19 protein-coding genes and 1 pseudogene are annotated in these 23724 nt (G+C 68.2%); 7 read left to right on the top strand and 13 right to left on the bottom strand.

Annotation, left to right across the window (positions count from 1 at the left end):
* The first annotated feature begins 11 nt into the window (after positions 1–11).
* The 4 genes from ACW7G3_RS13610 (at position 12) to ACW7G3_RS13595 (ending at position 3436) form a co-directional block, all read left to right on the top strand.
* Positions 12–809, top strand: a complete 798-nt coding sequence (locus ACW7G3_RS13610; protein ID WP_456983407.1) for an amidohydrolase — start codon at positions 12–14, stop codon at positions 807–809.
* Between the two features lie 70 nt (positions 810–879).
* Positions 880–2331 carry an NfeD family protein gene (locus ACW7G3_RS13605; RefSeq protein ID WP_456983406.1) on the top strand — a complete coding sequence of 484 codons (1452 nt, stop codon included), beginning with the start codon at positions 880–882 and terminating at the stop codon, positions 2329–2331.
* A complete protein-coding gene (locus tag ACW7G3_RS13600) occupies positions 2328–3104 on the top strand; it encodes a slipin family protein (RefSeq protein WP_456972597.1) in 777 nt (258 codons plus the stop codon). The genes ACW7G3_RS13605 and ACW7G3_RS13600 overlap by 4 nt, the downstream gene beginning before the upstream one ends.
* 2 nt (positions 3105–3106) lie before the next feature.
* A complete protein-coding gene (locus ACW7G3_RS13595) occupies positions 3107–3436 on the top strand; it encodes a DUF3247 family protein (RefSeq protein WP_456972595.1) in 330 nt (109 codons plus the stop codon).
* A 31-nt stretch (positions 3437–3467) separates the two neighbouring features.
* Here the strand turns inward: ACW7G3_RS13595 and ACW7G3_RS13590 are convergent, their stop codons facing one another.
* The 3 genes and pseudogenes from ACW7G3_RS13590 to ACW7G3_RS13580 all read right to left on the bottom strand — a co-directional run bounded on the left by ACW7G3_RS13590 (position 3468) and on the right by ACW7G3_RS13580 (position 6668).
* Complete coding sequence (locus tag ACW7G3_RS13590; RefSeq protein WP_456983404.1) at positions 3468–4928, bottom strand: pseudouridine synthase; 1461 nt, start codon at positions 4926–4928, stop codon at positions 3468–3470.
* A pseudogene (gene scpB, locus ACW7G3_RS13585) lies at positions 4928–5710 on the bottom strand (SMC-Scp complex subunit ScpB); the annotation flags it as partial. The pseudogene scpB and the gene ACW7G3_RS13590, both read right to left, overlap by 1 nt.
* Before the next feature lie 49 nt (positions 5711–5759).
* Complete coding sequence (locus ACW7G3_RS13580) at positions 5760–6668, bottom strand: segregation and condensation protein A (RefSeq protein ID WP_456983428.1); 909 nt, start codon at positions 6666–6668, stop codon at positions 5760–5762.
* A 393-nt stretch (positions 6669–7061) separates the two neighbouring features.
* Here ACW7G3_RS13580 and ACW7G3_RS13575 point away from each other — a divergent pair, with 393 nt between their 5' ends.
* Positions 7062–7361, top strand: a complete 300-nt coding sequence (locus tag ACW7G3_RS13575) for a YciI family protein (RefSeq protein WP_456983403.1) — start codon at positions 7062–7064, stop codon at positions 7359–7361.
* A 12-nt stretch (positions 7362–7373) separates the two neighbouring features.
* Here ACW7G3_RS13575 and ACW7G3_RS13570 read toward each other — a convergent pair whose 3' ends face one another.
* The 4 genes from ACW7G3_RS13570 to zwf form a co-directional block, all read right to left on the bottom strand.
* On the bottom strand, positions 7374–8291 hold the full coding sequence (locus tag ACW7G3_RS13570) for a cation diffusion facilitator family transporter (RefSeq protein ID WP_456983401.1): 918 nt from the start codon (positions 8289–8291) through the stop codon (positions 7374–7376).
* Between the two features lie 94 nt (positions 8292–8385).
* Positions 8386–9078 carry a 6-phosphogluconolactonase gene (pgl, locus tag ACW7G3_RS13565; RefSeq protein ID WP_456983426.1) on the bottom strand — a complete coding sequence of 231 codons (693 nt, stop codon included), beginning with the start codon at positions 9076–9078 and terminating at the stop codon, positions 8386–8388.
* A 44-nt stretch (positions 9079–9122) separates the two neighbouring features.
* Positions 9123–10130, bottom strand: a complete 1008-nt coding sequence (glk, locus tag ACW7G3_RS13560) for a glucokinase (RefSeq protein ID WP_456983400.1) — start codon at positions 10128–10130, stop codon at positions 9123–9125.
* A complete protein-coding gene (gene zwf / locus ACW7G3_RS13555) occupies positions 10127–11548 on the bottom strand; it encodes a glucose-6-phosphate dehydrogenase (protein WP_456983398.1) in 1422 nt (473 codons plus the stop codon). The genes glk and zwf overlap by 4 nt, the downstream gene beginning before the upstream one ends.
* Before the next feature lie 130 nt (positions 11549–11678).
* Between zwf and ACW7G3_RS13550 the strand changes: the two genes are divergently transcribed.
* A complete protein-coding gene (locus ACW7G3_RS13550) occupies positions 11679–13196 on the top strand; it encodes a fumarate hydratase (protein ID WP_456983425.1) in 1518 nt (505 codons plus the stop codon).
* Positions 13197–13435: 239 nt separating this feature from the next.
* On the opposite strand, the gene ACW7G3_RS13545 is transcribed toward ACW7G3_RS13550, so the two are convergent.
* The 4 genes from ACW7G3_RS13545 to ACW7G3_RS13530 all read right to left on the bottom strand — a co-directional run bounded on the left by ACW7G3_RS13545 (position 13436) and on the right by ACW7G3_RS13530 (position 17362).
* Complete coding sequence (locus tag ACW7G3_RS13545) at positions 13436–15226, bottom strand: ABC transporter transmembrane domain-containing protein (RefSeq protein WP_456983423.1); 1791 nt, start codon at positions 15224–15226, stop codon at positions 13436–13438.
* Between the two features lie 62 nt (positions 15227–15288).
* A complete protein-coding gene (locus tag ACW7G3_RS13540; RefSeq protein WP_456983397.1) occupies positions 15289–15876 on the bottom strand; it encodes an IMPACT family protein in 588 nt (195 codons plus the stop codon).
* Entirely contained in the window at positions 15873–16847 is a 975-nt protein-coding gene (locus ACW7G3_RS13535) for a hypothetical protein (RefSeq protein ID WP_456983395.1), read from the bottom strand. Before ACW7G3_RS13535 ends, ACW7G3_RS13540 begins: the two co-directional genes overlap by 4 nt.
* Positions 16844–17362, bottom strand: a complete 519-nt coding sequence (locus ACW7G3_RS13530; protein WP_456983422.1) for an RNA polymerase sigma factor — start codon at positions 17360–17362, stop codon at positions 16844–16846. Before ACW7G3_RS13530 ends, ACW7G3_RS13535 begins: the two co-directional genes overlap by 4 nt.
* Before the next feature lie 183 nt (positions 17363–17545).
* On the opposite strand from ACW7G3_RS13530, the gene ACW7G3_RS13525 reads away from it, so the two are divergent.
* Positions 17546–20410 (top strand): bifunctional diguanylate cyclase/phosphodiesterase, encoded by a 2865-nt coding sequence (locus ACW7G3_RS13525; protein WP_456983394.1) that lies wholly within the window; start codon positions 17546–17548, stop codon positions 20408–20410.
* 15 nt (positions 20411–20425) lie between these two features.
* Here ACW7G3_RS13525 and ACW7G3_RS13520 read toward each other — a convergent pair whose 3' ends face one another.
* Together ACW7G3_RS13520 and ACW7G3_RS13515 are read right to left on the bottom strand one after the other, a co-directional pair.
* Positions 20426–22126 (bottom strand): vWA domain-containing protein, encoded by a 1701-nt coding sequence (locus ACW7G3_RS13520; RefSeq protein ID WP_456983393.1) that lies wholly within the window; start codon positions 22124–22126, stop codon positions 20426–20428.
* A gap of 96 nt (positions 22127–22222) precedes the next feature.
* Positions 22223–23689, bottom strand: coding sequence for an aldehyde dehydrogenase family protein (locus tag ACW7G3_RS13515; RefSeq protein WP_456983391.1), 1467 nt, complete (start codon positions 23687–23689; stop codon positions 22223–22225).
* Positions 23690–23724: the final 35 nt, after the last annotated feature.

Here is a 23724-nt window from a genome sequence, read left to right as displayed (position 1 = left end):
AGGATTGGGGCATGAACAATCTGCGTATTTCCCTGGTCCAGGGTGAGACCCGCTGGCACGATCCAGCCGGCAACCGTGACTACTACGGCGAGATGATCTCCTCGCTCAAGGGCATCACCGACCTGGTGATCCTGCCGGAAACATTCACCAGCGGCTTCTCCAACGATGCCATCGAAAATGCGGAAACCATGGACGGCCCCACCGTGGCCTGGATGCTCGACCATGCCGCCGCGATTGATGCCGCAGTGACGGGTAGCATCCAGATCCGGGACGGCGCGGACGTCTTCAACCGGATGTTCTGGGCCACCCCCGACGGCAAGGTGCAGCATTACGACAAACGGCATCTGTTCCGGTATGCCGGAGAACACGAGCGCTATGCGCCCGGACGCGACCGGCTCACCGTGGAGTGGAAGGGCTGGCGGATCTGCCCGCTGGTCTGCTACGACCTGCGCTTCCCGGTGTTTGCCCGCAACCGCTATGACGTGGAGCGCCCCGAAGCACTGGATTTCGATCTGCAGATTTTTGTCGCCAATTGGCCGGCCGCGCGCGCGCATGCATGGAAAACCCTGCTGCGGGCGAGGGCGATCGAGAACCTGTGCTACGTGGCCGGGCTCAACCGCGTTGGCACCGATGGCAACGGCATCGATTACTCCGGCGACAGCGCGGTGATCGACTTTGTCGGCGATGCCGCCAGCGAGTGCGGTGAGAACGAAGTGGTGAGTACCACCACGCTGCTGGCGGCAGAACTGGCGTCGCATCGTGAGCGTTTCCCGGCGATGCTTGACGGCGACCGATTCGAGCTGCGCTGACGGGGGCACATTTTCTTTACGGCGGCTGGTGTCTACTGGCTGCCCGACCGGTCATAGCGCTGGGGTAGCAATGACCATCACATCCCGAATCGGCACGCGATGGCTGATGTGCCTGTGGGCGCTTGCAGCAGCGCTGTCCGTACTCGTGGTGTCCCCGGCATGGGCCCAGGAGCCGGCGACAGCGGGCGGCGGTGTACTGCTGGTGGATATCAAGGGCGGGATCGGTCCTGCCACCCGTGACCACATACGCAATGGCATCGAGCGTGCCGCGAGCGAGGATGCGCGTGCCCTGGTGCTACGCATCGATACGCCGGGCGGGCTGGACGCCGCCACCCGCGACATCAACCAGGACATCCTGGCATCGCCGGTGCCGGTGATCGCCTGGGTGGCACCCAACGGCGCACGCGCGGCCAGCGCGGGCACCTACATCGTCTACGCCAGCCATCTGGCGGCAATGGCGCCGGCTACCTCGCTGGGCGCGGCGACGCCGGTGTCAATCGGCGGAGCCCCGGGTGGGGGGCGGCAGTCCGACGATGGTGATGGAGACGAAGGTGATCAGAGCGGCGATAGCGCAGACACCCAGCGGGGTACCGGAAGCGCTTCGGAGCGCAAGGCGGTCAACGATTCAGTCGCTTATCTGCGCGGCCTGGCCACCCTGCGCGGGCGCGATGTGGCCTTTGCCGAGGAGGCCGTGCGCGATGCGGCAACCCTGACCGCGGGTGAGGCGCTTGAGCGCGGCGTGGTGGAAGTGGTGGCCGCCAGCCTGGAGTCGCTGCTCGAGCAGGCCGATGGCCGTGAGGTGACGGTGGCGGGCGAGACGCGGACTCTGGCAGTGGCAGGCCGGACGGTGACCGAGCTTGCGCCCAACTGGAGGGTACGCCTGCTGTCGGTACTGACCGACCCCACGTTCGCCTACATGCTGCTGCTGGTGGGCATGTATGGCCTGCTGCTGGAGGGTTACAGCCCGGGTGCGGTGCTCCCGGGCGTGGTCGGCGCGATCTGCCTGCTGCTGGGCCTGTACGCGCTTCAGGTGCTGCCGGTGAACTATGCGGGACTGGCGCTGATCGCGCTGGGCATCATCCTGATGGCGGTGGAACTGGCCTCGCCCAGTTTCGGCGTGCTGGGCATCGGCGGCCTGGTGGCCCTGGTGTTCGGGTCGATCATCCTGTTTGACCATGTGCCGGGTTTCGCGGTGTCCAACTGGCTGCTGGCCGGGATCGGCATCGCCAGCGGTGCCGGCTTCATGTTCACGCTGTGGCTGGCGATGCGGGCGCGGCGAAGGCCGGTGGGCGGCGGCGCCGAGGAGATGCTGGGCCATGAAGCTGTCGTGGCGGGCAGCTTTGAAGGCCGCGGCCAGGTGCGGATCCGCGGCGAGCTGTGGCAGGCGGCGTCGGATGCCCCACTGGTGGCCGGACAGTGCGTGCGGGTGTTGTCCAGGAAGGGCCTGGTGCTTCGCGTTTCGCCGCTCGACGGTGGCCACCCGCATGAACCCATCAATCGCAGTCCGGAGGTTATGCCATGAATTTCACCGTGTTTCTCCTGCCGATCCTGATCGCGATCGCGCTGGCGCTGTTCAGTGCAATCAAGATCCTGCGCGAGTATGAGCGTGCGGTTGTATTCCAGCTGGGCCGGTTCTGGAAGGTCAAGGGGCCGGGCCTGATTTTCCTGATCCCGGTGCTGCAGACCATGGAGCGGGTGGACATGCGCACCATCGTCATGGATATCCCGCCGCAGGACCTGATCTCGCGCGACAACGTGTCGGTGAAGGTCAACGCGGTGGTGTATTTCCGCGTGGTCGATCCGCAGAAGGCGATCATCAATGTGGAGCGCTACTACGAAGCCACCAGCCAGCTGGCCCAGACCACGCTGCGCTCGGTGCTCGGCCAGCACGAACTGGACGAGATGCTGGCCGAGCGCGACAAGCTCAACGGCCAGATCCGCGCGATCCTCGACGAGCAGACCGACGCCTGGGGCATCAAGGTCGCCAACGTCGAGATCAAGGATGTGGACCTCAACGAGACCATGGTCCGCGCGATCGCCCGGCAGGCCGAAGCGGAGCGCCAGCGTCGGGCCAAGATCATCCACGCCGAGGGTGAGCAGCAGGCCGCTGAAAAGCTGGTCGAGGCGGCCAAGCTGATGAGCCAGGACCCGCGTGCGATCCAGCTGCGCTATCTGTCCACGCTGACCGAGATCGCCGGCGACAAGAGTTCGACCATCGTGTTCCCGCTGCCGATCGACTTCATCGAATCGCTCAGCAGCAGGCTGCTGGACCGCAAGCCGGACCGCGGAGACTGACCATGGGCCAGAATGCCGAACGTGTGTATACATCCGATGCGGACATCGCCCGGCTGGAGGCGCTGGTGCAGCAGTTGCCGGATGAGGCGCGGGTGGAACTGCTGCTGGCCGATGGGAGCAGCATCACCGGCGCGGTGGTGGTGCGCCCCACCGTGCAGACCTTCCGCGGCCCCGACGGGTCAGAAGGCATCAACGGCAGGTTGAGGGTGGATGACGCCGGTGATCCGGCGCGCTCGCATCTGATATGGCTGGATGTGATCCGCGAGGTGCGTCGTCTCGATCCTATCGCCGACCCCATGCCGCCGCCGCGCTCGCCACCCCGGGAGGGATAGCGCCGCGCCGGCGGTCAGCGGTCAGCGGCAATCATCCGCGGCCACCACCACCACGGGGTCCACCACGCGGCCCGCGCGGGGCCGGGCGGCGGTTGCCGCCGCCAGCCGGCGGACGGGGTCCGCGCGGGCCGGCAGTGCGAGCGCCCGGGGTGGCGTGATCGGAAGGAAAGTTCGGTGCACTGTCGGGATGACCATAGGGGCGCGCGCTGCGCTTCTTGGCCGCGCCCGGGCCTCTGGCCTGCGGACGGCCCGGTCCGCCCTTCTTGGCCGGCGGCTTCTTCGGGCCGCGGCCGTCAGCGTTGCGATGACCGCTGGGGCCGGTATCCACGCCGTCGGGCACGTACCAGCTGCGGAAAGCGGCCGGGTTGCCCTCCGGCAGTGCCCGCGCGCTCTTGTCACGGCGCTGCTTGAAGGGTTTCTGCGACTGGTTGGCAGCCGCTTCGCCGCTGACGGTCAGGCCGCCGTGCGGCTTGCGTCCACCGCGGCGGCCGCGGTCCTCGCGCATGTTGTCGAAGCGGCGCAGCTCGCGGCCTTCGTCGGCCGTGGTGTGGCCACCGACATAGCCGGCCGAACGATGCTGGCCGCCCACGTGCACGGTGGATTTGGCCGCCTTGCGCTGGCCGATCACCGGCAGCAGCGTGAGCGCGGGAGGAGGGCCTTCCTCGAGCTTCAGTTCGCGCCGCAGTTCTTCCACCTGGGCGGTGGGCAGTTCCTGCGACTGGCCGCGCAGCAGCGGCTGGGGCAGGGACACGCCGCCGTAGCGCACGCGCTTGAGGCGGCTCACCTGGCAGCCCTGCGATTCCCACAGCCTGCGGACTTCGCGGTTGCGGCCTTCGGTGACCACCACCTTGAACCAGTCGTGCGAATCGGTACCGCCGATCCGCTCGATCCTGTCGAACTTCGCCGGGCCGTCTTCAAGGGCGACGCCGCGGGCCAGCCGCTCGATGATCTTCTCCGACACGGTTTCCTCGCCCTCGGGGGCGCGGACCCGGCACACGTATTCCCGTTCGATCTCGAACGAGGGGTGCATCATCGAGTTGGCCAGCTCGCCGTCGGTGGTGAGCAGCAGCAGGCCGGTGGTATTGATGTCCAGACGACCGATCGCGATCCAGCGCGCACCCTTGAGGGCGGGCAGGGAGTCGAAGATGGTCGGGCGGCCTTCGGGGTCCTCGCGGGTGGTCACTTCACCCTCGGGCTTGTTGTAGATCAGCACGCGGGCCGGTTCGGTCAGCGCACTGGCGACGAAGGTCTTGCCGTCCAGTGCGATGCGGTCTCCGCCGCGCACGCTCATGCCGACCTGCGCGGTCTCGCCGTTGACCTGTATCAGGCCATCGGCAATGCGCTGTTCAAGCGCGCGTCGCGAGCCGAGCCCGGCCTGGGCCAGGACCTTGTGCAGACGTTCCTCCAGCCGCGGCGCGGCGGAATCTTCGCCATCGCGCTTGAGTGAAAGTTTGCGGGTGCCCTTTGCGGGCTGGGTGTTGCGGTCGTTCATTGAATGCTCCGGTCGCTGTCGCCTTCTTCGGCGAGGGCGCTGTCATGGTGTGGTTGTTGTGGATGGGAAGTGGGGTCGGCGCCAGTGGTCACCGGGCCGGCCGGGGTGTCGGTAGTGGGGGTGTCGGTAGTGGATCGGGCATCGCTGTCGGGTCCGCTGGATTCGCTGCCTGCGTCGAGGGGCGTGTCGCCCACCGGCAGGGCTTCGTCGCCGGCTGATTCATCACCATTGAGCCGCAGCTGCGGCTCCAGGTCGCCGAAATCCTTGAGTTCGGACAGCGGCGGCAGTTCATCCAGGCGTTTGAGGCCGAAGTAATCCAGGAAACCCCTGGTGGTGCCGAGCAGCTCCGGGCGACCGGGCACATCACGATGGCCAACCACCCGGATCCATTCCCGCTCTTCCAGGGCGCGGATGATGTTGCTGTTGACCGCCACGCCGCGCACCTGTTCGATCTCGCCGCGGGTGATCGGCTGCCGATAGGCGATCAGGGCCAGGGTTTCCAGGGTGGCGCGGGTGTAGCGGGTCTGGCGTTCGGTCCACAGCCGGGCGACCCAGGGGTGCACTCCGGCCTTCACCTGGAAGCGCCAGCCGGTGGCCACTTCAACCAGTTCCACGCCGCGCTCGGCGCAGCCGGCCTGCAGGAACTCCAGGGCCTTTTCGATGCTGTCATCGGGCGCGGGCTCATCCAGCGGAAACAGCTCGCGCAGCTGGACCACCGTCAGCGGCTGGCTGGCGGCGAGCAGGGCGGCCTCGACGATGCGGTTGATCAGTGACTGGTCCATGGCGGCAGGGTGTCAGCTAGTGGAAAAGAACGGCGCGAAACACGCGGCGTCAGAGGTCGTTGGCGGCGGTGGGTTCATCGTCGAACTCGCTGGACAGTTCCAGCGCGGTGTCGCCGTCGCGCGTGGCCAGCGATTTGACGTAGATCGATGGTGGTGGCTGCTCGGGAACGGCGTCTTCCCAGTCTTCCTGGACGATGTCCAGCAGCCGTTCCTTGGCCAATTCAAGCAGCGCCAGAAGCGTCACCACCACGCCGAGCTTGCCTTCGCGCGGCTCGAACAGGGTTTCAAAACGGTGGAAGCTGCCGTCATCCAGCCGCGTCAGCACTTCACCCATGCGCTGGCGAACGCTGAGTGCGTCGCGCCGGATCGCATGGCCGGTGAACAGCTCGGCGCGCTTGAGCACATCGTGCAGCGCCAGCAGCATCTCGCGCAACTCCACCGGTGGCGGCAGCCGGACTTCGGCACGGTCCGGCACGTGGGCCGATACCGGCGCAGTGTCGCGCTCCATGCGCGGCAGGGTGTCCAGATCTTCCGCAGCCTGTTTGAAGCGTTCGTACTCCTGCAACCGGCGGACAAGGTCGGCGCGGGGATCGTCTTCCTCATTTTCATCAAGTGGAGGCCGCGGCAGCAGCATCCGTGATTTGATCTCGGCCAGGATCGCCGCCATCACCAGGTACTCGGCGGCCAGTTCGAACCGCAGCTCCTGCATCACCCCGATGTAGTTGACGTACTGGCGTGTGATCTCGGCCACCGGAACATCCAGGATGTCCAGGTTCTGCCGGCGGATCAGGTACAGCAGCAGGTCCAGTGGGCCCTCGAACGCTTCCAGGATCACTTCCAGCGCATCCGGCGGGATGTACAGATCCTGCGGGATCTGCAGCACCGGCTGCCCGTGCACCACCGCCAGCGGTATTTCCTGCTGTAGCGGATGGACGCTCATGGGCTGTGCGGTCTCCATCGGGATGGAGGCGTCGGGTCCGGGTTGTGTCATGCGTTGCGGCCCCCTCCGGGCCGGCAGTGATCTGTGGGTTGCGGCGTGATTGCGCGCGGAATGTTCTTATATCCAGCTCCGGGTGCACAGGACCGGCGGGGCCGGGAGCCTGGTGACCTGCGGAGATCTGCCCGGGGCGCGGCGCGAGCCGCCGGTCGCAGCCGGGGACGGCGACAGGGGAACTGGCGGAGGCGTAGGGCGGGGCCGGTTGGAGGCAGCGATATGGCGTTGCGGGGGCGACGGCCGCTGCTGTCCGGCCTTAAACACGTGCCCAGAGTACGGGCAGGCTGGGCCGCTGTCCAGCACCGGCCTTGGCTACAATTCATCCGTGCCCGGCGTTGGGTCGGGTTGGGGAATGGCATGTGGTATCTGATCGAAGGATATGACGGTTCGCAGGGACTGGAGCGGCGTGCGGCCGCACGACCGGCGCATATGGAACGGCTGGTGGCGTTGCGTGACGCCGGCCGGCTGCTGTTGGCCGGGCCATGCCCGGCGATCGACGCCGCGGATCCCGGCCCGGCAGGTTTCAGCGGCAGCGCGGTGGTGGCGCAGTTCGAATCGCTGCTGGCGGCACGCGAATGGGCGGAGACGGATCCCTATGTGGACGCCGGGGTATACGAGCGGGTCGAGGTGCGGCCGTTCAAGCCGGTGCTTCCCTGACCCTGTGCTCCGTTACAGGCTGATGTCCTCGTAGCTGCGCGGGTCTGAAATCGGCTCCAGGTGGCCGGTCACGCGCATGGCCGGGAACTCGGCCACGATCTTCTCGATCAGGTCTTCCATGGCGTCATGGCCGCGCAGCACGGTCCAGTCGCCGGGAACCAGCATGTGCATTTCCATGAACTGGCGGGCGGCGGACTCGCGGGTGCGCACGGCGTGGAATTCGATTCGGCCCTTTTCCGTATGCGCCTCCAGGATGGCGAGGATCCTGGCGTTGTCTTCTGGCGACAGCGACACATCCATCAGGCCGGCGGCCGACTCGGAGATGAGTCTGTAACCGGTGACGAGGATGTTCACTCCCACCAGGATGGCAACCACCGGGTCGAGCCATTCCCAGCCGGTCAGCCAGACCAGCAGCAGGCCCAGCACAACGCCGACCGAGGTGTAGACGTCGGTCATCAGGTGCCTGCCGTCGGCGCGCAGCGTCACCGAGCGGTGGCGGGTGCCGACCTTGATCAGGATCCGGCCGACAACGCCGTTGAGCAGCGCGGCCACCAGTGAGATCACCATGCCGATGCCGATCGACTCCAGCGGGCGCGGGTTCACCAGCCGGTCGATACCCAGATAGATGATCGAGGCCGCAGCGATGAACACCATGACCCCTTCCAGAGCCGCGGAGAAATATTCGGCCTTGGTGTGACCGAAGTGGTGGTTGTCATCGGCCGGCCTGGCAGCGACGGTCAGGGCAACGAGGGCTGCGATGGCGGCCACCAGGTTGACCATGGATTCGGCAGCGTCCGACAGCAGGCCCACCGAGCCGGTAATGGCCCAGGCGCTGCCCTTGAGCAGGACCGTGACCACCGCGGTCCCGATTGCCAGCCAGGCGTACTTCGTCAGATCGGTTGTGCCCGCCGATTTTCCGGTTCGTTTCATGGCCATATGGTACTTCCCGGCCATGAAACGGCTCGACCATCCAAAGACGTTCGCCGGGCGGTCGGTTGCGGTGGGCAGCGGCTTTGGGGGAGGCTCAGGGGCACCAGTGCACGTGCAGCGGCGCCCCCGGGGTCAGCAGGGCGATGCGGGCCGGGTATTCCAGCGGGTCGTCACCGGCGACGATTTTTTCCAGCAGGGCGCGTTTTTTGGCCCCGCGGATCAGCAACATCCGGGACCGGGCCGGCTGCAGGCCCGCCGGTGTCAGGCTGATGCGCCGCAGCCAGCGTCCGGCACCGGAGCAGCCGCTGGCGTCTACCGCCACGTAGGCGGCGGGGCTGGACAGCGCCTGCTCCAGCCCGATCATCCGCGGGAACAGTGAAGCCGTATGTCCGTCTTCACCCATGCCCAGTACCACCACGTCGGCCGGGGTGCGGGCGTGCATGTTGGCCACTGCGACCGCTTCCTCGATCCCGCGTCCGGGCTGGGTCAGGGTTTCAAGGCGCGCTGCCGCCGCCTGGTGGCGCAGCAGCGATTCGCGCACCAGCCGCGCGTTGCTGTCCTGGTCATCGGGCTGCAGCCAGCGCTCGTCTACCAGCGCCACATCCACGCGGTTCCAGTCCAGTGGCGCCTTGGCCAGGGCCGAATACACCGGCCCGGGCGTGCTGCCGCCTGACAGCAGCAGCCGCGCGCGCAGCTTGCCATCCAGCGCCTGCTGCAGTGCCGCAGACAATGCCACCGCCGCGCCCCAGGCCCACTGGGTCGGCGAGTCGTAGGTATGCAGATGCATGGGCACGCCGGCGCGAGTGCCGTCCGCAACAGTCTGCTGCTGGCTCATCGTGGTTCTCTCCCCTGCTGCTGGCCTGCGATCGCCGCTGCGCCCAACAGGCCCGGATGGCGATGCAACACTGCCACGGATGGTACCCGGGCCATGGTGGCCGAAAACCGCCCCTTGTGTTCGAAGCGCTCGCGGAATCCGGAGCGGCGCAGCTGTTCAAGCAGCCTCGGCACCATGCCGCCGGTCAGGAACACGCCCTGCCAGGCGCCAAGGGTCAGCACCAGGTCGCCGGCGATCGCGCCGAATACGTTGCAGAACACCTCCACCGCCTGCGCGCTGTGCGGGTCGCCGGCGGTGGCCGCGGCGGTAATGTCCGCGGGCTCCGGCGAGCCGGGATCTTCGCCCGCCATCCCGGCCAGGGCCCGGTGGATGTTGACCAGGCCCGGTCCGCAGACCAGGCGCTCGTTCGACACGCGGTCGAAGCGGGTGGAGAGGTGTTCGAGGATTGCCAGCTCCAGCGCCGAGCCGGGGGCGAAGCTCACGTGTCCGCCTTCGCTGTCCAGCGGATGCGGCCGGCCATCGCGCACCACCAGGCCGCCCACGCCGAGCCCGGTGCCGGGTCCGACTACGGCCAGCACCTTATCGGCCTGCATCTCATGGACATGACCCTGCAGCGGTTGCCACGGGGCCGGGCCGATCACCGCATAGTCGTCCGGGCCGAGCAGCGGCACGGCCATGGCCTGGGCGGTGAAATCGTTCACAAGCACCGCTTCCGCCAGGCCCAGCTGCGCACGCAGCCCGCTGCCGGAGACCACCCAGGGGTGGTTGAGCATGCGGGCCTGGTCGCCGGAGATGCGCGCGGCGATGGCGAACACGGCGCGATCCACCCGCGCGCCGGTTTCCTGCAGGTAACGTCGGGCAGCGTCTTCCGGTGAGCCGGAAGACGCGACTGGATACGCACGGACGCTGTCGGGCAACAGCGGCATCGGGGCGGCGGGATCGGCCAGGGCGAACCGGGCGTTGGTGCCGCCGATATCGGCGAGCAGGGTGTATGCGCCGGTCACGGTCGCCGGGCTCCGCGACCTGGCACGGTGGACGGGAGAAATCCTGCAGCCGCCTCAGGCCCCCAGGATCCTGCGGGATATTCTTCCGCCCGGATGCCGGCCTGCTCCCACGATCGACTGATGCTGTCGATCCAGTGCCACGCGGCTTCCACCTCATCATCGCGGACGAACAGCGTCTGGTCGCCCTTGAGGGCGTCGATCATCAGCCGTTCGTAGGCGATGCGACGCGTGGGCGTGGGCGCCATCGACAGGTCCAGCATCATCGGCTGCAGCTCGGTAGCGCCCCATTCCGGAGCGGCCAGGCTGCCCATCAGCCCCAACTCGATGGTTTCCTCCGGCTGCAGGCGCACCCGAAGGCGGTTGGAGGTGGCGCGTTCGGCGCTGGGGCGGCCGAACACCCAGTGCGATACCGGCCGGAACGACACCACCACCTCGGTCATGCGCCGGGCCATGCGCTTGCCGGTCACCAGCCGGAAAGGCACCCCGGCCCAGCGCCAATTGTCGATCCAGGCGCGCACGGCGACAAAGGTTTCCACATCGCCCGCGTGGCGGAATCCCTGTGCGGCGCGGCCCTCCACCACGCCGTCGGCGTAGCGGCCGCGGACGCTGTCGGCGGCGGCTTCGGTGGGGGTCATCGGCCGCAAGGCGTGCAGGACCTTGCGTTTTTCATCGCGCACGCTGTCGGGGTCGAGCGAGGCGGGCGGCTCCATCGCGATCAGTGCCAGCAGCTGCAGCATGTGGTTCTGGACCATGTCGCGCAGGGCGCCGTAGCCGGCGTAGTAGCCCTCGCGGCCGTCCACGCCGGTGGTCTCGGCCACGATGATGTCCACCGACTCGATCCACTGCCGCTGCCACACCGCCTCCAGCAGCGTATTGCCCAGGCGCAGGGCCATCAGGTTCTGCACCGGCGCCTTGCCCAGGTAGTGGTCGATGCGGAAGGTGCGTGACTCATCCAGCGCGTCGCCGAGGATGGCGTTGATTTCCCGCGCCGAGGCGAGGTCATGGCCGATCGGTTTCTCGAGCACCAGGCGCGAGGGGTCTTCCAGCAGGCCGGCCGCCTTCAGGCCCATGCAGGCGGGACCGAACAGATCCGGCGGCACCGCGAGGTAGCTCACCGCGGGGCGGTCCGCGTAGCGTGACAGGGTGGCGGCCATGGCGGCGCCGTCCGTGAGGTCCACGGGGTGGTAGTGGATGCGTTCCAGCAGGCGATCAAGGGACGCCGATGTGACGTCTTCGCCCTCCATCTGTTCGCGCAGCCAGCTGCGGAAGCTGGCATCGTCATGGTCACTGCGCCCCACCGCGATCACGCGGAAGCTGTCGGGGAGCAGGCGGTCGCGCAGCAGGTGGTGCAGGGAAGGGAACAGATAGCGCCGTGCCAGGTCGCCCGTGGCGCCAAACAGCAGCAGGGTGTCGTGCATCACTACTCCTTCGGGCAGGGGCAGGGCCGGCGCGGTGGATGACGATACCAAACCGCTTCCGGCAGGCGGGCTAAAATGCGAGGCTGTTTCCGCCAGCCTTGGACAGTTCGTGAGCAAGACCGCCCCCGCCGTGATCCGGCAAGAAGATTTCATCCAGTCCGTCGCCGACGCGCTGCAGTACATCAGCTATTACCACCCGGTGGATTACATCCGGAACCTCGCCGCGGCGTACGAGCGCGAGGAATCCCCGGCGGCCAAGGACGCGATGGCGCAGATCCTGATCAACTCGCGCATGTGCGCCGAGGGCCACCGGCCGATCTGCCAGGACACCGGCATCGTCACCGTGTTCCTCGAGATCGGCATGGACGTGCGCTGGGACGACGCCACCATGGGCGTGGAGGACATGGTCAACGAAGGCGTGCGTCGCGCTTATGCGCACCCGGACAACAAGCTGCGCGCCTCGGTGCTGGCCGACCCGGCCGGCGCGCGCCGCAATACCGGCGACAACACCCCCGCGATCGTCAACATGAAGACGGTGCCGGGCAACAAGGTGGACGTGATCGTGGCGGCCAAGGGCGGCGGTTCGGAGGCGAAGGCGAAGTTCGCCATGCTCAACCCGTCCGACTCGGTGGTCGATTGGGTGCTGGAGATGGTGCCGACCATGGGCGCGGGCTGGTGCCCGCCGGGCATGCTCGGGATCGGCATTGGCGGCACGGCGGAGAAGGCGATGCTGCTGGCCAAGGAATCGCTGATGGAACCGATCGACATCGTCGATCTCAAGGCCCGCGGCCCGGCCAGCCGGCTGGAGGAAATGCGCCTGGAGATCTTCGACAAGGTCAACGCGCTGGGCATCGGTGCCCAGGGCCTTGGCGGGCTGACCACGGTGCTGGACATCAAGATCAAGGATTACCCGACCCACGCGGCCAACCTGCCGGTGGCGATGATCCCCAACTGCGCGGCCACCCGCCATGCGCACTTCACCCTGGACGGAAGTGGCCCGGTGGCGCTGGATCCGCCGTCGCTCGAAGACTGGCCGGAGATCACCCGCGACGCCTCCAACGGCCGTCGGGTGAACCTGGACACCATCACCCCGGAGGAAGTGGCCTCGTGGCAGCCGGGAGAAGCCCTGCTGCTCAGCGGCAAGCTGCTGACCGGCCGCGACGCCGCACACAAGCGCATGGTGGACATGCTGAACCGCGGCGAGGAGCTGCCGGTCGATTTCCGCAACCGCTTCATCTACTACGTGGGTCCGGTGGATCCGGTGCGCGAGGAAGCGGTGGGTCCGGCCGGCCCGACCACGGCCACCCGCATGGACAAGTTCACCCGCCGGATGCTGGAAGCCGGCCTGCTGGGCATGGTCGGCAAGGCCGAGCGCGGGCCGGAAGCCATCGAGGCGATCCGCGATCACCGTGCGGTCTACCTGATGGCGGTGGGCGGCTCGGCGTACCTGGTGTCCAAGGCCATCCGCGCCTCGCGGGTGGTGGCGTTCGAGGACCTGGGCATGGAGGCGATCCACGAGTTCACCGTGCAGGACATGCCGGTGACGGTGGCCGTGGATTCCACCGGTGAATCGGTGCACGAAACCGGCCCGCGCGAGTGGCAGGCGCGGATCGGCAAGATCCCGCTGGCGGTGATCGACCCCGCCTGACACGCGCCTCCAACCCGACCGGCCCAGTCAGGTCGGCCCGGGTAGGAGCGCGCCATGCGCGCGAAGCCGCGTGACATCCGTTGTGGTCCCGCCGGCCCCTCACGTTTCGGGGCTGCGGAGCCGCCCGGCGGTCCGCTTGCACAGGCACACATGATTCACGCGGCTTCGCGCGCATGGCGCGCTCCTACTGCTGAGGGATGGCGCGGTGAGTGCAGGTACCGGTTCAGGGGTGGCTGCGGTCAGTGCAGGAACTGGAGACGGGCCAGCTCGGCGTACAGGCCGCCCTGGGCCAGCAGTTCGTCATGGGTGCCTTCGGCCACGATGCGGCCGTGGTCCATCACCACGATCCGGTCGGCCTTGAGCACCGTGGCCAGGCGATGGGCGATGACCAGGGTGGTGCGCCCGCGCATGAGGTGTTCCAGCGCCTGCTGCACGGCCCGCTCGCTCTGCGCGTCCAGCGCCGATGTGGCCTCGTCCAGCAGCAGGATCGGCGCATCGCGCAGCAGCGCCCGGGCAATCGCCACGCGCTGCTGCTGGCCGCCTGAGAGGCGCGTGCCGCGCTCACCCAGCTGCTCGTCGTAACCGTTGGGCAGGGCGGCGATGAATTCATCCGCCTCGGCCATGCGGGCCGCGGCCTCGACTTCGGCATCGCTGGCCTCCAGGCGACCGTAGCGGATGTTGTCGCGGGCGCTGGCGGCGAAGATGGTCGGGTGCTGCGGCACCAGGGCGATTTGTTCGCGCAGTTCGACCGGGTCCAGCTCACGCAGGTCCACTCCATCAACGCGCACAGCGCCCTGCTGCGGATCGTGGAAGCGCAGCAGCAGCCCCAGCACGGTGCTCTTGCCGGCGCCCGAAGGCCCAACCAGGGCAACGGTCTCGCCGGGGCGCACGTGGAGGGAAAAGTCCTGCAGCGCAGGCGTATCCGGGCGGGACGGGTAGTGGAAGCCGAGCCGGTCAAGGACGATCTCACCTTGCACCGGCTGTGACAGGCTGCGAGGCTGGGCCGGCGCCGTCAGCTGCGGGGATTCCACCAGCAGCTCGTTGATCCGGCCCATGCCGCCGGACGCGCGCTGCAGTTCGTTCCACACTTCCGCCAGTGCGCCCACCGAGCCGCCGCCCAGCAGCGCATACAGGACAAACTGGCCCAGCGTGCCCGGGGTGAGGCGACCGGCCACGACGTCCTGGGCGCCGGACCAGAGCACGATGGTGATGGCGCCGAAGATGGCGGTGATCGCCACCGCCGTAACCATCGCCTGGGTGCTGATGCGCCGACGGGCGGTCGCGACCGACAGGGCCACGGCCTCGGAGAAGCGGCTGCGCTCCCAGGCTTCGCGGGCGTGGGCCTGCACGGTGTGGATTGCGCCCAGGGTTTCGGCGGCGAGGGTATTGGCATCGGCCACGCGGTCCTGGCTGGCGCGGGAGATCTTCTGCAGCCGGCGTCCGCCGAGCACAATCGGCAGCACGAACACCGGGATGCCGATCAGGGTCCAGGCCGCCAGCCGCGGGCTGGTGATCACCATCATGGCCAGGCTGCCCACCACCATCACCACGCTGCGCAGGGCCACCGACATGCCGGAGCCGATCACCCCGCGCAGCAGCTCGGTGTCTGCCGACAGGCGCGAGACCAGCTCGCCGCTGCGGCTGCGCTCGAAGAACGCCTGGTCCAGCCCGACCAGGTGCCCGTACAGCCGTGTGCGCAGGTCGGCGATCACCCGCTCGCCCAGCAGGGAGACGAAGTAAAACCGCGCGGCGGTGGCCAGCGCCAGTCCCAGGGCCACCACGAACAGCACCGCGAAGGCGGCGTTGATGTTGCTGGCATCGCTGAAGCCGCGGTCGATCATTATTCGCACCGCGACCGGCAGGCTCAGGGTGGCCGTGGACGAGGCGGCGAGAGCCAGCAGCCACGCGGCCACCAGCCCGCGCTGGCGCCCGAGGAAGGGCAGCAGCGTGCGCAGTACCCCAATCCGCGCCTTGGCGGAGGGGGCGGCTGCGTCAGGCGCAGCGGGGGATGGGTCGGTGGCTTCGGTCATCGGCGAGGGCAGGGTCCGGCAGGGCTGGGCGCGCAAGCCGCCCATTGTAGAAGGCCGGACCCTCAGGCGTCTTCGAACCGGATCCGGTCGCGACTGGCATCGCGCAGGTGGATCCGCAGCGCACCCACCCGCGCGGCTGGCAGGCGCAGCTGGAAACGGGCGCCGGTGGCGTCGAACTGTTCATCGACTTTCTCCGCTTCGAACGGCTCAAGCGCGGCGTGAACGGAGCCGAGGTCTTCAAACGGGACGTGCAGTGCGACGTCCGCATATTCCACCAGCGGGCGGCGCTCGGCCTGGCGCAGACACTCTGCGGCGGACCCGCCGTAGGCGCGCACCAGGCCGCCGGCGCCGAGCTTGATGCCCCCGTACCAGCGCGTCACCACCACTACGATCTGGTCATAGCCCTGGCCATCGATGGCGGCCAGGATCGGCCGGCCGGCAGTGCCGGCCGGCTCGCCGTCATCGCTGGAGCGGTAGTCGTCGCCGATCCGCCAGGCCCAGCAGTTGTGGGTGGCTTCGGGCACGCGCACCGATTCCAGCCACGCCGCCGCCTCGGCCGCACCGCCAACGGGTATGGCGCGGGCCAGGAAGCGGCTGTGCTTGACCTCGATTTCGTGCGAGGCGGGTGCGGCAAGAGTGTCGAGTGTCATTCGTCCAGCAGGCCGTCAAGATCGTCGGGCAGGGACTGGGAAGGATAGCGACGACGGTACTCGCGCAGGCTTTCCCGGGCGACATCGAGCTCGCCGGCATCGCGCAATTCGCGGATCCGGTCGAGCCACAGGCGCTGGAATGCAGGGGAATCCACCGTGGCCGGGGGGTCGCCGTGGAGGTCATCGTCTTCGAACAGGATGTGGCCATGGGCTGAGTCGGCAGCCTTGTCCGCCTGGATCTCGACGGTTGCCGGCGGGGAGGGGGGAGCAGGCGGCGCCGGAGGGGCCGGAGGTGGCGCCATGGCCCGCTGGCGGGTGGGCGCCGGCCGCGGGGTGGGTTGCTGGGCCGGTTCGGATTCGCGGGCAGTAGCCTGCGACGCGGACGCTTCCTGCGGCTGCGCGCGGACGGGCCCGGTGTCCTTCACTGGCCTGGAAGCATCACGCATCGCCGGAGCGCTGTCTGCAGCCTCCTGGTCGTGCTCACTGGCAGCAGCCGGCGGCGGGGAGCTTTTGATGCGCGCGGTGGCCGGCGGTGCGGGTTCCACGGGGCGGGTCTCTTCGCCTGCTGCCAGGGCGGAATCGGCTGGAGCCGGAACAGTTCGGGGCGATGTCGCCGATGCTGCTTCGGGAGCGGATACAGGACGGACCGCCGTTGTTTCGGACGCCGGCCGGCCCTGACTGGCCGGTACAGGCCCTTCGGCGATCGCCGGAATCCCGTCCCCGGGAGCCGGACGCAGCTGCCAGGCAATGCCAACGGCGAAAACCAGCGAGGCGGCAATGCCGAGTGCCGCAGGCCAGCGCCTGCGGGAACGAGGCGCGAGCCGCGCCGCCTGCCCCGACAGCGCCGCGCGGGCGCTGGCCAGCACCGCGGCGTCCACCCCCGGGGGTGGACCGCCGTGCGGAATGGCCCGCGCCAGGGCATCGGCCATGGCGCGTTCTTCCGGGCTCAGGGGATCCTGATCGTGGCTCATGGCACAAGTCTCGCGCGCAGCTTGTCCATTGCATAGCGAAGCCGCGACTTCACCGTTTCCCGGCCCACCCCGGTGACTTCGCCGATTTCCTCCAGGGTCAGCTCCTGATCGAGGCGCAGCAGGAGCACTTCGCGCTGTTCCGGCGGCAGGTCGTCCAGCGCCAGCTGCAGATGACGCCGCCGCTCGAACTCGGACAGGCTGTGTTCGGGCGTCTGCTCGTCAGTCATCTGCGCAACGCGCTCGTTGGCATCACCGGGCGCCGGGGGGCGGTGCCGGCGCGCACGCCAGTGGTCGGCGACGCGGTTGCGGGCAATCCGGTAAAGCCAGGATGCAAAGCCGGCCTCCGGGCTCCAGCCATCGCGGGCGCCGATGATCCTCTGCCACACATCCTGGAACACTTCATCGGCCAGCGCGGAGTCGCGCAGCTGGGCCAGCAGGAACCGGTGCAGGCGCTGGCGGTGGCGGGCGTACAGCTGTTCGAATGCGCCCATTTCGCCGTTGGCATAGGCCTGCATCAGCGCCTCATCGCTGGGCGCTTCGATGACCTGGGCTGGGGCGAGCGAGTCCTTCACCGTTGGCAGGTTAAGCGCTGCCGGTGTGAACGGGAAGCCAGCGGGGGTTGCCTGTTCCGGCGCTCTTTGCCGTTGGAGTGGGGAAGGGCAAGGGGATCGGGCATTGGCGTGGACGGAGTGGGGCTTATGACGGACGGGCCCTGGACAAGGGTGGAGGCTGCGGGTGCGCTGGTCGAGATGCTCGCCGCGCTGCTGCCGGCTGCCAGCGCCGTGGCATTGTCCTGGGGCGAGGGCGGCGCGCAGGACTGCGTGGCCTGCGGCCCATACGATCCGCGCTTGCAGGCCCGCGCCGCGCAGCGACTTGCAGCCGAGGGCGAGGACGGGCGCGATGAGTGGCCGCTGGACATTTCCTGCCCTGAAGGAGACAGCCGGATCGCGGTCGCGGCCGATCCGGGTAGGGGCATGGAGGCGGAGGGGGTGGCCCGCTGGCAGCGGCTGGCACCGTGGATGGTCAGGACCTTCATGCGCGCGGAAGGCGAAGCCGGGCAGGTGCGTGCGCTGCGCAAGTCCGAACGCCTGCAACAAGCCCTGTACGGCATCGCCGACCTGTCCGGCTCGCAGCTTGAAATGGACGAGATGCTTGAGCGCATCCACGCGGTGGTGGCTTCGCTGATGTCCGCGGACAACCTGTACATCGTGCTGTACGACCCGGCGCGCGAAGTCGCCAGGTTCCTCTATTTCGTGGATCAGAACGATCCCTGGCAGTGCGATCCACGCGAGGAGATCGTGCTGGAGCAGATTCCCACCAGTCTGACGGCAGCGCTGCTGCGCGATGGCCGGGCCTGGCGTGGCCCGTCGGAAACGGTGTGCAGGGAGCTGAACGTGGCGCGGGATCCCAGCCTGGGGCCGGACAGCGTTGACTGGCTGGGCGTCCCCATGCACCGCGAGGGGGCGATCAGCGGTGCGGTCGTGGTGCAGAGCTACGAGCAGGCGGACGCCTACTCGGACGAGGACCGCGCGCTGCTCGAATACGTCGCCCAGCACATCCTGACGGCCGTGGATCGGCGCATGGCCCGTTGCGAGCTGGAGCGCCGGGTGGCCGAACGTACCCTGGAACTGCAGCAGGCCAATGCCGTTTTGCAGGCGGAGATCATCGAACGCCAGCATTCGGAGCAGTTGCAACGGGCGCTGTTCCGCATCAGCGAACTGTCGGTGACCGCGGTCAGCCTGGAGCGTTTCTATGCCGATGTACACGAGCTGGTGGACGGCCTGCTCTACGCGAAGAACTTCTATGTGGCCATGCTGTCGGCGGACGGGCAGCGCATCGAGTTTCCCTACTCGGTGGATGAGCGCGATCCGGTCAGGGAGTCCCGGTCGCTGACCAGGGGACTGACCGAATACGTGATCAACAGCGGGCGCGCGCTGTTGGCCGACCGGGAGGCGATCGCCGGGCTGGAGACCAGCGGAGATCTGGTCAACTACGGCACGTTGGCCCACAGCTGGCTGGGCGTACCGCTGGAACTGGACGGCGAAGTGGTGGGAGTGATCGCCGTGCAGAGCCACTCGGCGAAGATCCACTTCGGACGGCGCGACCAGGAATTGCTGACCTTCGTGGCCCAGCACATCGGCATTGCCCTGTCGCGCAAGCGCGCGCAGGACTCGCTGCGGGCCGCACACGCCCAGCTGGAGTCGCGGGTGGAAACCCGCACCCGCGAACTCAAGGAGGCCAACCGCGAGCTGCGGGCCCAGGTCGGAGAGCGGATGCGGGCAGAGCAGCGGCTGCTTGACCAGGCGCGCCACGATGACCTGACCGGGCTGCCGAACCGGGCCCACCTGCTGGAAAAACTGGACGCGGCGATCAGCCGCATGCACGAACCGGGGTCGATCCCCTTCGCCGTGCTGTTCATGGACCTGGACCGGTTCAAGCTGGTCAATGACAGCGTCGGCCATGCGGCCGGCGACGACATGCTGATCGAAGCCGGGCGCCGGGTGCGGCGCGCGTTGAACGCCAACGACACGGTGGCGCGACTGGGCGGCGACGAATTTGCGGTGCTGCTGGAGAACGTGGCCACGGTCCATGCGGCCGAGGGGGTGGCGGCGCGCCTGCTGCGCGAGCTGTCGCGGCCGGTGTGGATTGCAGGCCGCGAACTTTTCCCGTCGGCCAGCATCGGCATTTCGGTGTGGCAGCCGCGCTACCGCTATGGCGAGGAGATGATCCGCGACGCCGACGCGGCCATGTACCGCGCCAAGGAGCGGGGCCGGGCACGCAGCGCTGTCTTTGATGAGGCCATGCGCGCCGAGGCCACGCGCCTGCTGGATCTGGAGGCCGACCTGCGCCGGGCGATCAACAAGAAGGCGTTCGAACCGTATTTCCAGCCGATCGTGCGCCTGTCCGACGGCAAGGTGGTGGGACACGAGGCGCTGCTGCGCTGGAACCATGAGATCCGCGGGATCCTGACGCCGGTGGATTTCATCGGCGTGGGCGAGGACAGCGGGCTGATCGAGCAGGTGGACTGGCTGCTGTACCAGGACGTGGCCAGACAGCTGCGCGTGCCGGGCGAAGGCTATATCTCCATCAACGTGTCGCCGCGGCATTTCCATTCCGATGATTTCGCCAACCGGCTGCTGTCGCTGCTGGACATGGAGAAGGTGGATCCCGCGCGGCTGCGGATCGAGATCACCGAAGTGGCCCTGCTCGACGATGCCCCTCGGGCCCTGCGCATGCTCAACATGCTGCGCGAGCGCGGGGTGGTTGCCCTGTTGGACGACTTCGGCACCGGCTTTTCGGCGCTGTCCTACCTGCATCGGTTTCCGATCCAGTCGCTGAAGATCGACCAGAGCTTCGTCGCCGGGCTCGAGGGCGAGGTGCGCACGGAAAGCCACGCCCTGGTGCGCGCGATCCTGGCGCTGGCGGGAACCATCGGCATCGAGACCGTCGGTGAAGGCGTGGAAACGGAGCGGCAGCGGGACGTGCTGCTGCGCCTGGGATGCGAGTACGGGCAGGGCTTCCTGTACGGAAGCCCGCAGCCGTTCGAGGCCATGGTCAGCTGACCGCGCAGGCTGGGCTCAGCGGGTCGACACACGCCCCGGCTCCGCAGCCCGCACCTGCCTGCGCGCCTCGCCGATCAGATCCACCAGCTCGGCGCGCAGCTGCCAGGGATCGTCACCGACGGCTGCGCGCGCGCTGCCCTCGATCTCATCCCAGCTCCAACCATCGATCTGCGCTCCGCCGCGCAGGGCATCGGCATAGGCCGCCACCGCCGCTGCAAAGCGCAGCTGTTCACTTGGACGGCTGCGCATTGCCTGGCGGGTCACCGGGGTTTCGATCAGCCTGCTGCTGTCATGGCCGGGGAGCTTGTAGCGCAAGCGCAGGTGGGCAAGCTCCCCGCCGGGTCCATCGGTGGCCCTGGAAGCCGCGCCGTAGCGCAGCGGCGGCAGCCGCTCGCCACCGGACCCCACGAGCGCTATCTCATACAGGGCCGTGACTTCGTGGCCGGCACCGATGTCTCCGGCATCCACGCGGTCATTGTCGAAGTCCTCGCGTTGCAGCAGCCGGTTTTCGTAGCCGATCAGGCGGTATTCGGCTACTTCGGCTGGATTGAACTCGACCTGGATCTTGACGTCATGGGCGATGGTCAGCAGCGTGGCCGACATCTCCTCAACCAGTACCTTGCGGGCCTCGCGCAGGGTGTCGATATAGGCGAGCTTGCCGTCGCCGGCCTGGGCCAGCCGCTGGGCCAGTGCATCGTTGTAGTTGCCCTGGCCGAAGCCGAGCACGGTCAGGGCGATGCCTTCCTTGCGGCGGTCGGCGGCCAGGGTTTCCAGGGTGCCGCCGTCGATGTTGCCAACGTTGAAATCGCCATCGCTGGCCAGGATCACCCGGTTCACGCCGTTCTCCGCGAACGCCTGCCGCGCCATGCTGTAGGCCACCCGCAGGCCGTCGCCGCCGTTGGTGCTGCCATGGGCCTGTAGGCGTTCGATCGCGGCGTTGATCTCGTCGTGGCGGTCGCCGGGCGTGGGTGGCAGGACCACGCCGGCGCTGCCCGCATAGGCGACGATCGAGACGCGGTCCTGCGGGCGCAGCTGGTTTACCAGCTGCGCAAAGGCCTGTTTGAGCAGCGGCAGTTTGTCGTGGCTGTTCATCGAGCCCGAGGTGTCGATCAGGAACACCAGGTTGGCCGGCGGCAGCTCCAGCTTCGGCACGTCGTAGCCCTTGATGCCGATCATGAGCAGGTGGCGGTTTGCGTTCCACGGTGCGGGTGCCAGCTCTGTGGTGACCCGGAACGGGACGTCACGTGAGTCGGGCGCGGGGTGGCCGTAGGAGAAATAGTTGATGAACTCCTCGGCACGCACCGCGTCTGCCGGCGGACGGATGCCGTTGCGGAGCATCCTGCGCACGTTGCTGTAGCTGCCGGTGTCGACGTCGACGGAGAAGGTGGATACCGGCTGTTCGCTGGCCCGCTGCACCGGGTTGTCGCTGCGCTCGTCGTAACGTTCGGTGTTGGTCAGGGGAGGAGGCAGGAGCCGCTCGCCCGCGGCGGACACAGCGGAGCGCAACGGGAGCACAGCTTCCATGTAGAGCGGCGGTGATGGCGGCGCAGGAGGCGCTGGCGGCGCGGGTGGTGGCGCATCGAACACGACAGGCGGGTTGTCAGCCGCTCCAGGTGCAACCTTGGATTCCCCCTCGACGCGGGTGTCCGGGGCGCTCTGGCAGGCGGACAGGGTGAGGCTGCCGAGCAGCAGGGCGGTCAGGATGGGGCGTTGCATGGCACTCTCCGTGTGATGGTCCTGGCTGCCAACGTACGGGGAGGGTGAAAGGGGTTGCAAGCCGCGGAACGCCCGGAGGCGCTCCCGGCAGAGGGCTCAGCCGCGGATCACCAGCAGGCGCGGCTCGGTCATGTCCTCGATCGCGTAGCGGACGCCTTCCCGGCCCAGTCCGGACTGTTTGACCCCGCCGTAGGGCATGTTGTCGACGCGGAAGCTGGGGATGTCGCCCACGATCACGCCGCCGACTTCCAGCTCATCCCAGGCCCGCATGGCGTGCGCCAGGCTGGCGGTGAACACGCCGGTCTGCAGGCCGAAATCGCCGGCGTTGACGGTGGCAAGCGCCTCGTCGAAATCATCAAAGGGCTGCAGGCAGGCCACGGGGCCGAACACCTCCTGGCGGTACAGGTCGCTGTCGGGTGGCACCTGCTCCATCAGCGTCGCCGGAACCATGTTGCCCTGGCGCGGGCCGCCGGCGAGGCGCTTTGCTCCGCTTTTGATGGCGTCCTCCACCCAGGATTCGATCCCCTTGGCTGCGTCCTCGTCGATCACCGGGCCGATGAAGGTGTCTTCCTCGCGCGGATCGCCCATGGGCAGGCTGGCCACTTTCTTCTTCAGCTTCATGCGCAGCGGTTCGTACAGGTCCCGGTGAACCAGGATGTGCTGCACGCCGATGCAGCTCTGGCCGGACTGGTAGTAGGCCCCGAAAGCGAGCCGGTCGACCACCTGGTCCAGGCTGGCTCCCGGGTCGGCATCAACGATGCAGGCTGCGTTGCCGCCCAGCTCCAGGGTCACCTTCTTGCGACCGGCCCGGGCTTTCAGGTCCCAGCCGATCAGCCCGCCGGTGAAGCTGAGCAGCTGGATGCGCTCGTCCTCGACCAGCAGCGAAGCGTCGTCGTTGCTGCAGGGCAGGATTGAAAACGCACCCCTGGGCAGATCGGTTTCGGCAAGGATCTCGCCGATGATCAGCGCCCCGACCGGAGTCTTGGCGGCGGGCTTGAGCACGAACGGACAGCCGGCGGCGATGGCGGGCGCCACCTTGTGTGCCACCAGGTTGAGCGGGAAGTTGAACGGGGTGATGAAGCTGCACACGCCGATCGGCACCCGCTTGACCATCCCGCGATAGCCGCGGCTGCGCTCGGAGATCTGCAGCTCCACGGTCTCGCCTTCGATCCGGGTGGCTTCACCGGCCGCGATGCGGAAGGTATCGATCAGCCGGTCCACCTCGCCACGGGAATCACTGATCGGCTTGCCGGCCTCGATGCAAAGCGCCAGCGCCAGCTCGTCGTAGCGCTCGCGGAAGCGGCGCACGCAGTGTTCCAGCACATCGCGGCGCGCGTCGGGGGTGAATTCCTGCATCGGCCGGCGGGCACGGCTGGCAGCGGCGATCGCCTTGCGCACCGCCGCGGTATCGGCGAACGCGACGCGGGTGGCGATGCGTCCGGTGTATTTGTTGCGTACTTCAAGATCCGTATTGGCTGCTACGGCCTGGTTGGCGATGTAGTACGGATAGCTGGCGGCAAGGCTGCCGCGCACGCGTTTGGATGTGGTCTTCTTGCTGGTCATTGCATTGGCCTCGTATCAGAGCGTTCGCCAGCTGT

The organism is Luteimonas sp. A478 (assembly GCF_054052025.1).
Note: the sequence above shows the minus strand (reverse complement) of the source record. Positions and strands in the feature narration are given on the sequence as shown.

Excerpts from the sequence above, each read along its gene's own strand:
- ACW7G3_RS13610 (WP_456983407.1), top strand. The coding sequence starts at position 12 with ATGAACAATCTGCGTATTTCCCTGGTCCAGGGTGAGACCCGCTGGCAC.
- ACW7G3_RS13520 (WP_456983393.1), bottom strand. The coding sequence starts at position 22,126 with ATGCAACGCCCCATCCTGACCGCCCTGCTGCTCGGCAGCCTCACCCTG.
- ACW7G3_RS13595 (WP_456972595.1), top strand. The coding sequence starts at position 3,107 with ATGGGCCAGAATGCCGAACGTGTGTATACATCCGATGCGGACATCGCC.
- ACW7G3_RS13570 (WP_456983401.1), bottom strand. The coding sequence starts at position 8,291 with ATGAAACGAACCGGAAAATCGGCGGGCACAACCGATCTGACGAAGTAC.
- zwf (WP_456983398.1), bottom strand. The coding sequence starts at position 11,548 with ATGCACGACACCCTGCTGCTGTTTGGCGCCACGGGCGACCTGGCACGG.
- ACW7G3_RS13590 (WP_456983404.1), bottom strand. The coding sequence starts at position 4,928 with ATGAACGACCGCAACACCCAGCCCGCAAAGGGCACCCGCAAACTTTCA.
- ACW7G3_RS13545 (WP_456983423.1), bottom strand. The coding sequence starts at position 15,226 with ATGACCGAAGCCACCGACCCATCCCCCGCTGCGCCTGACGCAGCCGCC.
- ACW7G3_RS13580 (WP_456983428.1), bottom strand. The coding sequence starts at position 6,668 with ATGGAGACCGCACAGCCCATGAGCGTCCATCCGCTACAGCAGGAAATA.
- ACW7G3_RS13605 (WP_456983406.1), top strand. The coding sequence starts at position 880 with ATGACCATCACATCCCGAATCGGCACGCGATGGCTGATGTGCCTGTGG.
- ACW7G3_RS13575 (WP_456983403.1), top strand. The coding sequence starts at position 7,062 with ATGTGGTATCTGATCGAAGGATATGACGGTTCGCAGGGACTGGAGCGG.
- ACW7G3_RS13530 (WP_456983422.1), bottom strand. The coding sequence starts at position 17,362 with ATGCAGGCCTATGCCAACGGCGAAATGGGCGCATTCGAACAGCTGTAC.
- ACW7G3_RS13540 (WP_456983397.1), bottom strand. The coding sequence starts at position 15,876 with ATGACACTCGACACTCTTGCCGCACCCGCCTCGCACGAAATCGAGGTC.
- ACW7G3_RS13515 (WP_456983391.1), bottom strand. The coding sequence starts at position 23,689 with ATGACCAGCAAGAAGACCACATCCAAACGCGTGCGCGGCAGCCTTGCC.
- ACW7G3_RS13525 (WP_456983394.1), top strand. The coding sequence starts at position 17,546 with ATGACGGACGGGCCCTGGACAAGGGTGGAGGCTGCGGGTGCGCTGGTC.
- ACW7G3_RS13535 (WP_456983395.1), bottom strand. The coding sequence starts at position 16,847 with ATGAGCCACGATCAGGATCCCCTGAGCCCGGAAGAACGCGCCATGGCC.
- ACW7G3_RS13600 (WP_456972597.1), top strand. The coding sequence starts at position 2,328 with ATGAATTTCACCGTGTTTCTCCTGCCGATCCTGATCGCGATCGCGCTG.
- pgl (WP_456983426.1), bottom strand. The coding sequence starts at position 9,078 with ATGCATCTGCATACCTACGACTCGCCGACCCAGTGGGCCTGGGGCGCG.